This is a genomic window from Verrucomicrobiales bacterium (assembly GCA_016793885.1).
In the GTDB taxonomy this organism is placed as follows: domain Bacteria; phylum Verrucomicrobiota; class Verrucomicrobiia; order Limisphaerales; family UBA11320; genus UBA11320.
In genome coordinates, this window is the sequence record JAEUHE010000158.1 from 1 (window position 1) to 15,403 (window position 15,403).

The window sequence follows — 15,403 nt, forward strand, 5'->3', positions numbered from 1 at the left end:
CGTCACGGCGGTAGGGAGAGACTCCGTCGAGCCCACTCCTGCCCCACGCTCAGGATAACAAAGGGGCCACTCCGCAAGGGCAGACGGGTGTTCGTCGCCATCTCGGCTCTCCGCGACGCAGCCCCTTCCCTTTGGTCAACGCAGGGCCCGTCAGGGCTCGAGTGGAATCTCGCCCTACCCCACATCACCCGCCCGCCTCCCCGCAAAAAATGACGCTCGCCTAAAGCGCCGCCTCGCGCCACTGTCCCAAAAGCCCCGTTCGGACATAACGCTATGAAACGTCGTCACTTTCTCAAGTTAGCCGCCGGTACCAGCGCGTCGTTCAGCTTCACCGGGTTCTCGCTGATTCAAGGTCTTCCGCCAGTTTCGGCAGCGGAGGCGCAGATGCCGGCGCTCACACCCACACTTCACCCGGAGCTGATCCCTCTGGTGCGCCTGCTGGAAGACACACCGCGGGAACGGGTGCTGGAAGAAGTCGGCTCCCAGCTGAGGAAGGGAACCTCCTATCGGGAGCTGCTCGGCGCCTTACTGTTGGCCGGAGTGCGCAATGTGGAACCTCGTCCGATAGGGTTCAAATTCCATGCCGTCCTGGTGGTCCATGCCGCGCATCTCGCCAGCCTGGCCTCTCCCGATTCGGATCGTTGGCTGCCAATCTTTTGGGCCATCGACTCTTTCAAAGCCTCTCAGGCGGCGGATGTGCGGGAAGGCAATTGGACCATGGGTCCCGTCAACGAAGGTGCCGTGCCGCCCAGTCACAAAGCCAGGCAGGCATTGATCGATGCGCTCGAGCATTGGGATGAATCGGCGGCAGATGCGGCCATCACCGGCCTCGTGCGCACGGCCGGTGCTCATGAAATCTACGACCTGCTCGCTCGCTACGGTGCGCGGGACTTTCGAGAGATCGGCCACAAGGAGATCTACGTCGCCAACTGCTTCCGCACCCTGGAAGTCATCGGCTGGCATCATGCCGAGCCCGTGCTCCGGTCGTTGGTTTATGGTTTATTGGATCGCGTGGGAGACAAGAACCCGGCGAAATCGGATCTCCCCGCCGACCGTCCCTTCCGTAGAAATGTAGAACTTATCAAGACCATTCGCTCAGGCTGGCTCGACGGCAAGCCGTCGTCCGACGCCACGAAGGAAATGCTCCGCACCCTCCGCGAAGGCTCGGCCAAGGACGCCGCGGAAAAGGCAGTCGAGCTCTTGAATCGGGGCACCAGCCCGCTCTCGCTCTTCGAAGCCTGCTTTGCAGCGGCGGGGGAGTTTGTGATGCGCGCTCCCGGCATCGTCTCCATGCATGCGATCACCTTCACCAACGCCACCCACTACTCCTGGCAACACACGCGCGACGAGGACACGCGCAAGCTACTCCTCCTCCAGAACGCGGCCTTCTTGCCCTTGTTCCGAGGGACCAGCAAGGACAAGGGAATCTATATCGACCAACTTGAAGGGATATCCCCAAGCGCCGCGGGGCCGGAGGCAGTCGAGGAAATGCTACGCGAATTGGGGCCGGGCGACCGGCTCACTGGATCTCGAAAAATCCTAGGCTACCTCAACGCTGGCGGACCGCCCAAGCCCCTGATCGACGCCGCACGTCGGCTCATCTTCCTGAAAGGGCGTGACAACCACGACTACAAGTTCTCGGCGGCCGTGTGGGAGGATTTTCAATCTCTCTCCCCGCAGATCCGGGACCGCTTCCTGGCCGCGAGCTCCTTTCACTGGCGCGGCGGCCAAGAGTCCGACAATGAACTCATGCCTCGCGCACGAGCCGCCTTGCAGGGGTGAGCATGGGGAGAGGGACGATGTCGGGTTTCAGGTGCCAGGTGCCTATTTAGTTCAAGACGCTCGCTCCTCACGCCTCGGCTTTCGCAAAAATCTGCTGCGCAACCGCATGCTGTCCTACTGCATGGATTGGGCTTTATGGACCGCGTGTGGCATGCCACCGCATTGCAAATTTCCGACTCCGTCGGGTCGTGAAAAGCTGTAGAGGGCCACAGCACTCCAAAAGGCTACCGAGGGCAGTGCCTCAACCCGTGCAGATTGCCATCCAAGAATCCCAAATGCAGGCAGAGCGACTGACTCCCACGCCGTTTATCCCCTCCGACCAGGCTATTCGTCACTTTTTCCCTGGATGCAGCACTGGCACACAATTCGCTTATATGATCGAGAAAGCAAAACTACTCGGTGACCCAGAACACATGGAATCTCCCAGCAGGGAGGACGACTAGCTATGGACATACTACCGCTGGATAACGTGTTCTGGATGGCGATAGCACTGATTTTTTTCGTCACACTCTTCGGAGCCTTGGCTCGCCGCTTAAAGCGAGATCGTTGTTTACTGCTGTTTCATTCGCATCACGTCACTCTGTTTTGCGAAGGCAAGCAACCCGTCCACGGGGATCTTCACGTGACAAGCAAAGGTGTCGAATTGGTCTTTAATCCCTTACTCGGGAAGAACACCGGACGGTGGCGCCGAAGCATGATGATTTACGATCAAGAGCTGTCCGGCTGTGCCATGTTTTCCCGGATCGAACACGGACTGACCGACGCAGAAAAGCGCGATCGCCGACAACAAACAACTCGCCTCGTGAATCCTCCTCTCCTCCAGCGGACGGGAAGACAGTTCACCAATTTCGTCAATATAGTTAGGGATGCGATTATACAGTCGGTCGGATTGTTCTTGGGTAGGATGGGTAATCGCCCGGGTGGGATCGGCACACTGGCGCGTGAGCAGTCCTCGAAATTGACGGAATTTGGCGGCAACGTGCTCGGTTTGTTCAACAATGCCTATGAGCCGCTCCTGGAACGTCACCTGGGGCAACTGGTGATACTGACCGTCCGCACCAGAGAAAAACCAGAGCCAGTGGAAGTAGAGTTCTATGGATATTTGGCCGACTACAATGAACGATTTATTGCTCTTTTGAATCCGAACCAGCAACTCACCGAAGTGTTCGCTGGAGAGATCGCCGCACCTCACGAATTCGTCGGGGGAAGAGTTGAGCGAAACGGCGGCGGACAAACCACGTTCCTATGCCTGGGCGCTGACGCTCTCTTGCTGGAGGAGGTTCACGTGAGCGGGAAAACTTTAGTCACGGGAGTTGTTCTACTGAAAGGACAGCAATTCGTTGTTGCCTCTGAGGTAGGGGACGCAGTGCGCGCACGTGTGCAACGAGCTTCTGCGGTCGATTTACTCTGCCCTCGCACTTGCGCGCAAGTGCGATACTCAGGCCAGCAATCCAAGGAATGACCTGGCGGTGGATGGATACAATCAGTTCTTCTAAAAATGGGGACTAAACAAGCTGGGCAACGCCGGCGTTTGTCACTGAGTAGGCGGGGCCCGAACCCGCAGGGTTCAAAGAGATTTAGCCGGGGGTGCTCGCACCCCCGGAACTGTTAAAAAAGTACAGAGCATCGCGCAGCGATGCCACCGGCTTTTGAGACCTGCGTCACCCGACTCAAAGAACCTAAAGAGGTCGTCAGTCCGTTCGCCGACGGGTGGCACGCCTTTCCCGGTACTGTTAAATAGGGGGCCGACAGACCGGGGGTGTCGCTGCACTCCACACCCCGTAATCTCTTTGAACCCTGCGGGTTCTAGGCTTCGGCAGCCAACTCATGTGAAGAAATGAGGATCCCCTACAGCTTGTTTGGTCCCCATCTTTAGAGGTAACGATGAGAGAGGGCTGCCGCACTCCATAAAGCGCATTACCTCGCGAAGCCTCATGGACTGCTGTAGCCCTCTACAGCTTTTCACCACCGACGGAGTCGAGGACCCCCACGGCGGAAAGACAGCTCTCACCAAGTTCGGCCCCTCCTGAGTGCGCTTCGTGCCTTCGTGTGACAAAGTCGGGAGTTTCGGCCCTACAGAAGGGAAAACCCGAGGACTCCTCTCGTCGTCTCCTCCATGCCCCTTCTTTCGCACCTCAAATCAAGGTGCGCGCCTTCGCGAGGGCTTCGTCGAGCTTGGACGGGTCCTTGCCGCCGCCGCGAGCGTTGTCGGGCTTGCCGCCACCCTTGCCGCCCACGATCGGTGCCACGGCTTGGATCAGCTTGCCCGCCTGCACCTTGGAGGTGTATGCCGCGGAAACCGCCGCCACCAAGGCCACGCTGCCCGCCTGTGAACCGCCGAGCAGGATCACACCTTCGAACAGACCCTTAGCCGCATCGGCGATCGCTTGCAACGTGTCGCCATCGGCCCCACCGACGTTCGCGATCAACGTCGGGATACCCTGGATAGGTGTCACCCCCGCTACCAAAGTCTTCGCGGTCTGGGCGGCCTCGCGCTGCTGGGCTGCCTTAACCTGCTTCTCGAGTTCCTTCTGATGGACCATCAAGGCCTCGATCTTCTTCTCCAATTCGTGAACGGGAGTGCTGACCCGACCAGCGATGTTCCGGATCAGAGCCAAATCCTGAGTCGCAACCCGATAAGCCTCCAACCCGGCAATGGCCTCGATCCGGCGGACGCCCGCGGCAATGGCGCTCTCCGCCACAATGCGGAACAGGCCGATCTCCCCCGTGGCGCGGGCATGCGTTCCACCGCACAGCTCCATCGAGTAACCGTTCAGCTGCTTGGCAGCGCCACCGATCTGAACGACCCGGACAACGTCGCCATATTTGTCACCGAAGAACTGCAGGATGTCCTTGCGGCTCTTCACGTCGGTGTGAGGCACTTCGGACCAGCTGACCACCGCGTTCTCCACGATCCGCTCGTTGACCAACTTCTCGATGTCATGCACCTGCTCCGAGGTAAGCGCCCCGTGATTGAAATCGAAGGTCAGCTTGTCAGGTCCAACGAAAGATCCCTTCTGCGTCGCCTCGTGGCTGACCACTTCATGCAGCGCCCAGTGAAGCAGATGTGTCACCGTATGATGCCGCTGAATCGCGGCGCGACGAGCCACATCCACCGAGAGCTTCACCTTGCGTCCCACATCTGGAGCCTCACCACCTTCCACGAAGTGCAGCCAGGTGTTTCCAGATTTCTGAGTGTTGGCCACCCGCCACAACCGCCCGCCCTCGGAAAGCTCCGCGGTGTCGCCCACCTGCCCACCCATCTCGGCATAGCAGGTCGAGCTGTCGAGAACGACCGCGGTCTTGTCCTTCAAATTCACCACCTCGAGCACCTTCGCCTCGGTTTCCAGCGCGTCGTATCCCACGAAGCAGGTCGGCGTAGTGGTCTCGATCTGGGACAGCTCGATGACCGTCTTCTTCTGCGCCGCACGAGCCATGGCCTTCTGCTCTTCCATCAGGGTGTTGAACCCAGCGGTGTCCACCGTATACCCCCGCTCGCGAGCCATGAGTTCGGTGAGATCGAGAGGGAAACCCTGCTCATCATACAACTTGAACGCAAAAGCACCCGGCAACGCGCTCCCCGGCTTCAGACGGCTTACCTCGGATTGGAACAGGTCGATGCCACGATCGAGGGTCTTGTTGAACGCTTCCTCCTCACGCTTCAAGACATCCTGAACATGTCCGCTGCGCTTGCGAATCTCCGGAAACACATCCCCCATGCTCGCCGCCAGAACGTCGACCAGTTTGTAGAAGAAGGGTTCTTTGAAGCCCAAAGTGCGACCGTAACGAACCGCACGACGCAGGATCCGCCGCAACACGTAGTTTCGATCGGTGTTGCCCGGCTGAATGCCATCCGCCACCGAGAAGCTCAGTGTGCGGATATGATCAGCGATCACCCGGAAGGCAACGTCGATTCGTTCCTGTTCGGTATCTCCCGTGGAGCCCGGCTTGGGCAGGGTGGAGCCATAACGCTTGCCGCTCATCCGCTCAATCTCGTCGAAGATGGGTCGGAAGATGTCAGTCTCGTAATTGGAGATCTTGGCGTTGGCGAAATCCTTAAAGCCTTTGGTCCCCTGAATGATGGAGGCCACGCGCTCGAAGCCCATCCCGGTATCGACATGCTTGGACGGCAGCGGGGAGAACGTGCCATCCGGATTGGCGTTAAACTGAATGAACACCAAGTTCCAGATTTCGATGCACTCCGCGCTGCCCTTGTTGACCAAGGCGCCCTTGGTATCGCCCGCGGGTGTGAGATCGACGTGCAACTCTGAGCACGGACCGCATGGACCCGTATCGCCCATCATCCAGAAATTGTCCTTCTTGTTGCCGTAGACGATGTGGACGTTCGGATCGAGTCCGGCCGCTTTGAACTTCTCAGCCCACATGTCCCAGGCCTCCTGGTCAAAGCTGCTGGGATCCCCCTTGGTCGGGTCCGGCTTGTAGACCGTGGCGTAAATCCGATGGCGGGGGAAATTCCACACTTCGGTGATCAGCTGCCAGGCCCAATCGATCGCCTCGCGCTTGAAATAGTCGCCGAAGGACCAGTTCCCCAGCATTTCGAAAAACGTATGATGATAGGTATCCAGGCCTACATCATCCAGGTCGTTGTGCTTGCCGCCGGCACGAATGCACTTCTGGGTGTCGGCCGCGCGGGTGTCGCTTCCTGGGATGACCGAAGCCCATTTCGACACATCCGCCTTCTTCTGCCCCAGGAAGATAGGCACGAACTGGTTCATTCCCGCGTTGGTGAACAACAAGTTCGGCGAATCCGGCATCAAGCTAGACGACGGAACGATGGTATGCTGCTGCGAGCGGAAAAAATCGACAAAGGACTGGCGGATCTGGGAGCTGGTCATCATAAGTCAAATCAGGCCGGGGAGCATAGGAAACCATCGCGCCCAAGGCCAGTGGAAGTTTTCTCCTTGGATCGGCAGGAACACCTTCCTACTGTGCCCCCAAAATGGAACCAAATTCCGCGTTGCCTCCTCAACTCCCCAGCCAGGCCCTCCCCTTGTCCTGGGCCGTCGAGACGGAAGGGCTGGAGAAGGATTTCGGCGGCGTTAGAGCCGTGAATGGACTGAGCCTGCAGGTTCGCAAAGGTTGCTTTTATGGGTTCCTGGGACCCAATGGTGCCGGCAAATCCACCACCATCAAGATGCTCACCGGCCTGCTGGCCCCCTCGAGCGGACGCATTCGCATCATGGGCGAGGACATGTCGAACACGGAGACCGCCCGAGAGATGAAGCGCCGCATCGGCGTTGTGCCTGAGCATCTGGGGCTTTTCGACAATCTCACCGCCCGGGAATACCTGACGTTTATCGGTCGCATGTACCTCCTTCCAGCTCAGGTCATCCGCGAACGGAGCGATGAACTGCTGCACATCATGGGTCTGGAAGGCGAGGAGAAGAAGCTCACCCTGGAATACTCTCACGGAATGAAAAAGAAACTGGCCCTCGCGGCCGCCCTCATTCCCAATCCGGACCTGATCTTCCTCGACGAGCCCTTCGAGGGTGTCGATGCCGTTTCCTCCAAGGTGCTCCGCGACATGCTCCGACGCTGCGTGGAACGCGGCGCCACGATCTTTTTGACCTCCCATGTTCTCGAGATTGTCGAAAAGCTCTGCACCGACGTCGGGATCATCTCCCGCGGCCAACTGGTCTTGCAGGAGTCCATGGCCCAGATCCGTGCGGCGGGCTCCCTGGAGGAACGCTTCATCCAGGCGCTCGGCGGTGAACATCTGGAGACCCAGAAACTCAGCTGGCTCGAATGAACTGGTCCCAGCTTCAAACCCTGCTCTGGCTCCGCTGGAGGCTTTCCTGGAATCAGCTGCGCAAAGGCCGGTCGCTGAATCTAATCCTCGCGGTGATCGCCACTGTGGGCGGCTACGCGCTGGTCATCACCTGCGCCGGTGGAGGCTTTCTTTTGGGTTGGAAACTTCTGGGGCGAGCCCAAGCGAATGCCACGCTGCTCACCCTGGACATCTTCACCGGACTCTTCCTGTTCTCCTGGATTATCGGCCTGCTGAATGAACTTCAACGATCGGAGATTATCGACATCCAGAGGCTGATGCATCTTCCCATCTCTCTGCCCCAGCTCTTCGGCATCAACTACCTGGCCTCGCACTTCACCTTTAGCATCATCGCGGCGGTCCCAGCCCTGACCGCGCTCAGCATTGGGATGGCGGTCAGCGTGGGAGCACAGATGCTGCTCCTCATCCCGCTGGCCTTGGCCTTCTTGCTCTGGGTGACGTCCTGGACCTATTGCCTGCGGGGATGGTTGGTTTCTCTCATGGTCAACCAGCGGCGCCGACGCGCCATCACCGCCGGACTGACCATCGCCATCATCCTGCTCGCTCAAGGGCCAAACCTGTATTTCAACCTGACTCGACCAGGAGGACACCGGGCCTCCCGAGGAGCCCCCTTCGGCTCCTTGGAAACCTACGGCACTTCCTCGGAGAGCCGGCTGGCACATCAGTTAGCCCCCCCGCTTTGGCTGGCCAACGGAGCGCTGGCCCTGCGTCAAGGAAACCCCTGGCCAGCGGTGGGCGGCACGGCAGGACTTTCGCTTCTCGCTTTCCTGGGCCTGGCTGTGGCGTATCGCAGCACGATGCGTTTCTACACCGGAAGTTCCAAAGTCAAACCTCTGGTTACCACCCCACCGCCTCCGGACAAAACCCCGAGCACTGGACCGCAACCGCGCAAACAGCTGCTGGTAGAGTGGCAGCTTCCCCTGGTGAGGTCGGACACCGCCGGATTGGCGCTAGCCTCCTTTCGTGCCATGGCGCGCGCGCCCGAGATGAAGATGATGATCGTCGGCCCGTTGACCATGATGGTGTTGTTTTATGCGATCTTCTTTACTAGAAACCGCGCCAACATGCCCATAGGCCTGGGTGAATTCGCGCCGACCAGCTTGGTTCTAATGCTGTTCTTCACCATGATTCAGGTGCTGCTCAATCAGTTCGGCTTGGATCGAAACGGCTTCCGGTCGCTGGTGCTCCTACCCATCCCGCGCAAACAGATGCTCCTGGCGAAGAATCTGGCGTTTGCTCCCTTTGTTGTGCCGCCCGCACTCATCGCCCTGGCGGTCGTGCCTTTCGTGCTCAAGGTTTCCATCGGTGCGCTCGCCGCAGGAGTCCTCCAAACCTTCACGATGTATCTCCTCCTGAGCACCATGGGCAACATCTACTCCATCGGAGTTCCATTCCGCATCGGCGCAGGATCGTTGAAGCCAACCAAGAACCCACCCAAGGTGGTCCTGTTGATGTTCGTGTCGCACCTCCTTTTTCCGATCCTCAGCCTGCCGGTCATCATCCCTCCGGCGGTCGAATTCCTGGCGCACCGAGCAGGATGGGCGGAGCACGTTCCGCTGAACCTGCTCCTGTCGGGGTTCTCGCTGGTCTGCACGGGACTCGTCTACTTTGGCAGCCTCGAAGGGCTGGGAGCCTGGCTCCAGCGCCGCGAAAAGGACATGCTGGCCACGTTGACGCAGGAGATCGAATGACATTGTGATTCCCCCGCCGAGAATTCTATGGCAGCGTCCCAACCACATCACAGAACGACTATGAGAACCACCCTATTCCTGTTCCTCGTCTGGCTTCAGAGCAGCGTCGCTTTGCCCTCGCTCCAAGCCGCGTCTCACTCTCTGTTCGACGGAAAAACATTCGCCGGATGGGAGGGTGACACCAACCAATGGTGGCGAATCGAGAAGGGAAACATCGTCGGAGGCTCGCTGGTGCGGACTATTCCCGAGAACCAGTTTCTCGCGACCACCCGCGACTACACCAACTTCGTTCTCAAGTTGGAGTTTCGCCTGACCGGAACCAACGGCTTCATCAATTCGGGTGTCCAGATCAGAAGCCAGCGTGTTCCCAAAAGCTCAGAAATGTCCGGATACCAATGCGACATCGGCGATCCCACGTGGTGGGGCAGCATTTACGACGAGTCCCGACGGAACAAGCTCATGGCCCAGTCCGATATGGCAGCGCTCAACAAGGTCCTGAAACGGGGGGATTGGAATCACTACGAGATCCGGGCTGAAGGACGCCGCATCCGCACTTTTATCAATGGTGCTCAAGGGGTAGATTATACCGAAGCGGATGCATCACTGCCGCAGTGGGGAAAGCTCGGCATCCAGATTCATGGAGGCGGCAAGGCTGAAGCCCATTTCAGGAAGCTTTCAATTCAGGAGCTTCCCTAAGAGCTTCTTCCTCGGCATCGAGTGTCTGCCGGACGGCCCGACAAAGCTCATCGAGAGCTATCGGCTTCTGCAAAATCCCCCGAATGCCGAGCTTGAGAAGCTGCTCCTTCGAGATACCAGCTCCGTAACCGGTGCAAATGAGAATCGGCATTCCCGGTCGTAGCGCCAACAGGCGCACGGCCAGATCCAAGCCGCTCTCCGTCGGCATCGAATAGTCGGTTACGACCAGATCGTACAAATCCGGGGCGCGTGAAAACAGCTCAAAGGCCTCCTGCGGCCCCGAGCAGGTTGTCACACGAAACCCTCGATGCCGCAAAATGCGCTCGCCCACCCGGAGCAGCGATGGCTCGTCATCAATGAGCAACACATGCTCCTCCCCATGCAGCTCGGCCGGACACTGCTCCTTCTCGGTTGGCTCCGCGATCGCCCCCGCAGCCACCGGTAGGAGAACATCAAAGCAGGAGCCCGAGTCCAATTGGCTGTCGACCAGGATGACGCCCTCGTGCTCATGGACGATGCCGTGAACAACTGACAGGCCCAGGCCGGTACCCTGCCCTGGCGCTTTGGTGGTGAAGAACGGCTCAAAGATCCGCTCGAGGACTTCCGGAGCGATCCCCGGGCCATTGTCCTTCACCCGCAGACGCACATGCGACCCCACCTTCAATCCCTGGTGGGCGGCCGCCATTTTCGCATCCACAAAACACGGTCCGAGTTCGATGTCGAGACGACCCACCCGATCTCCAATCGCCTGGGCAGCGTTGGTGGCCAAATTCATGATGACCTGCTGAATCAAAGTGGCATCGCCCATGACCGACGGGACGGGATCGTTAACCCGCACTCGCAGCTCAACCCGGGCCGGAAGCGCCGCTCGGAGCAGACTGAGGGATTCCCTAAGCACGGGTTCAAATTCCATTACCCGACGCTGCGGTTCCTGCTGACGGCTGAAGGTCAGGATTTGTTTGACGAGTTCCTTGGCTCGATGGCTCGCTTTGAGCAGATCGGTGAGGCTCTCCGAGGTGGAAGCGGACAATTGTGATTCCAAGCGGATCAGCTCGGCGTGAGCGATGATGGCCCCCAGAATGTTGTTAAAATCGTGGGCGATGCCTCCCGCAAGGGTGCCGATCGCCTCCATTTTCTGGGCCTGCCGAAGCTGAATCTCCAGCTGAGCCCGGCAGCGTTCGGCCTCCTTGCGCTGAGTCACGTCGGCATGAGTGCCAACGAGCCGCTCCGGCGTCCCATCCGCATGCCTCACCAAAAAGCCACGAGAGAGAACATTGATCCAACTCCCCTGCTTGTGCCTCATCCGGAATTCGGCCTCATACTTGTCACGCTTCCCCGAAACGACATCACCTGCAATCTTGAGGGTTGGCTCGAGATCTTGAGGGTGAACGAGCTGCTTCCAGGTATCCAGATGATGGGGTAGCTCGCTGTCTGCATACCCGAGCATCGACTTCCACCGCGGTGAGAAATACGCGCGATTGGTCGTCAGATCCCAATCCCACAGCCCATCGTTAGCGCCTTGCATGGCATACTGAAAACGCTTCTCGCTCCGATGCAAAGCCTCCTTGGCCCGGGCACATCGTATACAAACTGCAGCGGTGTGAACCGCCATGTCGAGGAGCTGAATCTGATCCGATCGAGGTGAACCGACGGTGGTTCCATACACGGCGAAGGTGCCCAGGATCTCTCGTGACTCATCCAGGATGGGAACCGACCAGCACGACTTAAGACCAGATCCCAGCGCCATGTCACGATAGGAACTCCAGAAGGGATGCTCGGCGATGTCGTGAACGTAGAAGGACTCCTTTCGAAAGGCGGCCGTGCCACACGAACCGATACCCTCCCCCACCGCGACCTTTCCCAAGCGCGATCGATAGGCTTCCGGAAGGGTCCTCCCTGCCTCATGGTGCATGAGAAGCCCCTCCTCATCGACGAGGAGAATGGATCCGAACATGCCTTCAAACTGAGCCTCCACCGCTTTCACCAGGCACTCCAGGGTGCCGGACAACTCGGCGCCCTGGGCGATCATTTCCAGCACCTTGGCCTGGTCGCGACGCATGACTTCGGCCTGCCGGCGCTCCCGAAGGTCGCGACACACACAGACGATGTATTTCTGCCCACGCCACCAGGCCGCATTGCTGGTCACCTCCACTTCGATCAAATCCCCCGACTTTCGCCGGTGAATCGTCTCATAGCGGCTTCCTTCGGAGCCCACCGCGCGCAAGACCGAGAGCGCCTGATTTCGAGTCCACTCCGTTTCCCAATCCCAGGCCTTCAAGTGTCGAATCTCCTCAGGCGTGTAACCCAGCATGCTGGCAAAGCTTTCGTTCACCTCGTGGACCTGGGCATGTTCCGTCAGGACCACGATGCCGTCGCGGGAGCTGTTGAGCAGCGTCCGGCGTTTTGATCCCTCCTCTGCCAAGGCCATCTCGGCCTCCCGACGTTCCAGCACCTCCATCGTCAAACGGACATTCGCAGACTCCAGTTCCGAGGTCCGCCGTTGAATTCGAAACTCCAATTCCGTGTTCAAGCGGCGGAGCTGATCATCCACCAACTGAGCACGTCGATTGGAGTCCTTGAGCCTACGATGGGCGACCGCCAGCGCTATGAGGCCGACCATCAGGAACACGAGGAGCACTAAAATGACCTGAACCGTGTGAGAGGTGGGCCACGGGGGCGAGGCCACGACTCGCAAATCCTCCCCCGCCTCCACCAAAAGCTGGGGGCCTTCATCGGCATCCGACTCAAGAGGAACCTGCGTCACCACTCCACGAACACGCAAACGGGTTCCGGTCTTCAGTTGATGGGTGTCAAAGCCGATACCCGTCGGCAACAGTGCCTCAAAGGTTCGACCAGCGTCTCCGAGGACCAGAACCTCGCCGTTCGTTCTGGAGGATCGGTGGAGAAATTCAGCCTCTGTCTCCACCCACTGGCCATATCGCGCGGCGGCAATGAGCAACGAGGCATTCATGGACAGCGGCTTCGAAGCAACCTCAAGTCCCAGATCCCTGAACCAGATCAGTTCCAGCCAGGGCCTTCTGCCGTCCGAGTGAAGGAACCCCATAGCCACCAGCTGATGTCGGTTCACCGGTGCTTGCCCGGTGCAGTTCACAACTCGAAGACCATTCGCTCCATCACTCAAGAGTAGATCGTTCGTGCCTGAGGAATGGATGCCGCCAGTCACTCGGATGAGATGTTGGCGCTGGGTGATGGACGTTGCGACTAGGGAGGCCAGGGGGGTCAAGGGAAGCTCCCGAGCTACCTCTTCAGGCTCCCGGATCACTCGAAGCTGTCCCCGGCCGGAAAGCAGCAGGCGGAATGCTGGGGTGGAGCTGATGTCATCCAGGGGCGAAACCGCAACGCCGTAGGCCTCTACCTCCTGACCAAGCTTGACCGGCAATTGGTCCAGATCCGGAATGGCCACGGTCACCTCTCGCCCGCTGTCGATGAGACAAACCTCGCCGTAGTCCGTCGGCTCAGCCCGAATCACCTGCGTTCGGATCACAGGCCCCCGAGCACGCACCCAGCCTTGCTCGTCCTCCCCCAGACCGCCAAAGGCCGGGGCCGACCTAGCTTCCGCTGCCTCTGCTGGGTTCGGGGCGGCTACCCCATGCACCACCCACATCATTAAAATGAAGAGCGGTGCCATCGTGTTCAGGCTCATAAACTTCAATCAAAGCAACTCCCAGGCCAACATCCAGATGTGTATCACGAAGGTTTTCAGGCTCGTTCTCGACAGGAGGAGCTGGAACACTGCGGTGGATGTCGCCGCCTGAATCGATTTGTCTGCAATGTGGAATTTGTTGCGACGGCACGCTCTTCTCGGGGGTGCTGCTGCAGCCGAAGGACGATCCCCAGGACCTTAAAGCCCGAGGATTGCTCATCCGACGACTGGCCCGGGGATCGAGATTTCCCCAGCCCTGCGCTGCTCTCAGCGGCTGCCGGTGTCGGATCTACTCCGGACGTCCTCAGCATTGTCGCCAGTTTGAATGCGTCCTACTGAAAGACCACCTAAGCGACCGACTCAGCGCTTCGGCAGCGCTCAGGTCGATTCGCCGGGCGAAGCGTCTCGCGGCCAAGGCGGCAAAAACTCTCCACCTCCTCGGCGATTCAGGGGACAAATCTTCCCTACGTCAGCGCTATAAAAAGGCAGCCGCCCGTTTTGAACTGAAGCCCCCAACCGCCCACCAAGCGGCGCTCTTTTCCGAGTTGAGCACCACCATGCATCAGCTGAATCTGATCTTGAGCCAACACTTTTATCCCGCCGACGAATCCTCCGTTGATAGATAATTTGCGACTAGCGCCAGGCTCACCTCACCGCTACGTTCCACCGACATGATAACCTTGATTTCTGGAACCAACCGCCCGGGCAGCAATACGCGCAAAGTCTCGAAGCAAATCGAAGGTCTCTATGCCGAGCTGCGGACTCCCCTTCATGTCCTGGACCTGGCTCATTTACCGCCCTCCATCTTTGACCCCGGCTCGTATGGAGAAAAGCCCGCAGCCTTCAAGCCCTTCAGCGACGCCGTGGTGAATGCCAGCGGACTCGTGATCGTGACGCCGGAATACAACGGGGGCGTCCCAGGAGTGCTGAAATACTTCATCGACATGTTGAAATTCCCGGAAAGCTTCGAACGCAAGCCAGTGTGCTTTGTGGGAGTAGCAGCGGGGATGTGGGGAGCGCTTCGTCCGATCGAACAACTCCAAGCGATCTTCGGTTACCGCAACGCCTACCTCTATCCAGAGCGGGTCTTCATCTCCGGAATCGGCCAACAACTGGACACGGACGGAAAGCTCAAGGATTCGGAGTTAGTCCAACGTCTCCGACAGCAGGCCCAGGGCTTTGTGCACTTCGTCTCCGCGCTCAAAAAGTAAGGCATAGGGAACGAGGTCAGCATTCGAGCGGTGTTGCGCTGGATGATTCCCCTTCACCCTTCCCTCTTTCCACACCCCATGGGCCGGCACGGCCCACACTACGATTGTAGCGACGTCCGTCACTGGACATTCCCGCTCTCCCGAGCGCAGCGGGCCCGAGTGTCTCTCACGAAGGCAAGAGGCTCACCAAGGTCCCGAGCCGAAGAGCACCGGGCCGGACCAAAAGGGAAGAAAAAGTAAAACCAGTTCTCTTCCCCTCCTGGACCGGGTTTTCCTCCGTGTCGTCGGGGTGGTCCGCGGGCAATAACGTCTGTCTCCCCTCCCCTGCGGAAAGCATTGTGAGCTTCGTGCCTTTGTGTGATGCATTCGGCCGTACCCTTCGTAGCCCCCCGATGGGCTGAGACGGCCCACACTACAATTGATAGGGGTAGGAATGCGGGATTGACCGCACCCCTCCCTCCAAACCGGACTGGCGGATCTCCCGCATCCGGCTTACCAGTCAGTAGGGTCCACTGTGGGGCTGAAGCCTATTGAGTCGGGTATCCTGCCA

The 15,403-nt window shown here is 59.1% G+C and carries 9 protein-coding genes; 7 read left to right on the plus strand and 2 right to left on the minus strand.

Annotated features, from left to right (window positions below; translation table 11 throughout):
• The first annotated feature begins 273 nt into the window (after nucleotides 1-273).
• Together JNN07_18405 and JNN07_18410 are read left to right on the plus strand one after the other, a co-directional pair.
• On the plus strand, nucleotides 274-1,782 hold the full coding sequence (locus JNN07_18405) for a hypothetical protein (GenBank protein ID MBL9169719.1): 1,509 nt from the start codon (nucleotides 274-276) through the stop codon (nucleotides 1,780-1,782).
• A 445-nt stretch (nucleotides 1,783-2,227) separates the two neighbouring features.
• A complete protein-coding gene (locus JNN07_18410; GenBank protein ID MBL9169720.1) occupies nucleotides 2,228-3,244 on the plus strand; it encodes a hypothetical protein in 1,017 nt (338 codons plus the stop codon).
• Between the two features lie 673 nt (nucleotides 3,245-3,917).
• Here JNN07_18410 and alaS read toward each other — a convergent pair.
• Entirely contained in the window at nucleotides 3,918-6,638 is a 2,721-nt protein-coding gene (gene alaS / locus JNN07_18415) for an alanine--tRNA ligase (GenBank protein MBL9169721.1), read from the minus strand.
• 155 nt (nucleotides 6,639-6,793) lie between these two features.
• Here alaS and JNN07_18420 point away from each other — a divergent pair, with 155 nt between their 5' ends.
• The 3 genes from JNN07_18420 to JNN07_18430 are packed head-to-tail and all read left to right on the plus strand — an operon-like array spanning nucleotide 6,794 to nucleotide 9,978.
• Nucleotides 6,794-7,552, plus strand: coding sequence for an ABC transporter ATP-binding protein (locus tag JNN07_18420; GenBank protein ID MBL9169722.1), 759 nt, complete (start codon nucleotides 6,794-6,796; stop codon nucleotides 7,550-7,552).
• Entirely contained in the window at nucleotides 7,549-9,282 is a 1,734-nt protein-coding gene (locus JNN07_18425) for a hypothetical protein (protein MBL9169723.1), read from the plus strand. The genes JNN07_18420 and JNN07_18425 overlap by 4 nt, the downstream gene beginning before the upstream one ends.
• A 60-nt stretch (nucleotides 9,283-9,342) precedes the next feature.
• Nucleotides 9,343-9,978 (plus strand): DUF1080 domain-containing protein, encoded by a 636-nt coding sequence (locus tag JNN07_18430; GenBank protein ID MBL9169724.1) that lies wholly within the window; start codon nucleotides 9,343-9,345, stop codon nucleotides 9,976-9,978.
• Here the strand turns inward: JNN07_18430 and JNN07_18435 are convergent.
• Nucleotides 9,947-13,642 carry a PAS domain S-box protein gene (locus JNN07_18435; protein MBL9169725.1) on the minus strand — a complete coding sequence of 1,232 codons (3,696 nt, stop codon included), beginning with the start codon at nucleotides 13,640-13,642 and terminating at the stop codon, nucleotides 9,947-9,949. The genes JNN07_18430 and JNN07_18435 overlap by 32 nt on opposite strands.
• Nucleotides 13,643-13,740: 98 nt before the next feature.
• Between JNN07_18435 and JNN07_18440 the strand changes: the two genes are divergently transcribed.
• Together JNN07_18440 and JNN07_18445 are read left to right on the plus strand one after the other, a co-directional pair.
• A complete protein-coding gene (locus JNN07_18440) occupies nucleotides 13,741-14,268 on the plus strand; it encodes a YkgJ family cysteine cluster protein (protein MBL9169726.1) in 528 nt (175 codons plus the stop codon).
• Nucleotides 14,269-14,313: 45 nt separating this feature from the next.
• The gene (locus JNN07_18445) at nucleotides 14,314-14,853 is read left to right on the plus strand and encodes an NAD(P)H-dependent oxidoreductase (protein MBL9169727.1); all 540 of its coding nucleotides are present in this window, start codon (nucleotides 14,314-14,316) and stop codon (nucleotides 14,851-14,853) included.
• Nucleotides 14,854-15,403 lie beyond the last annotated feature (550 nt).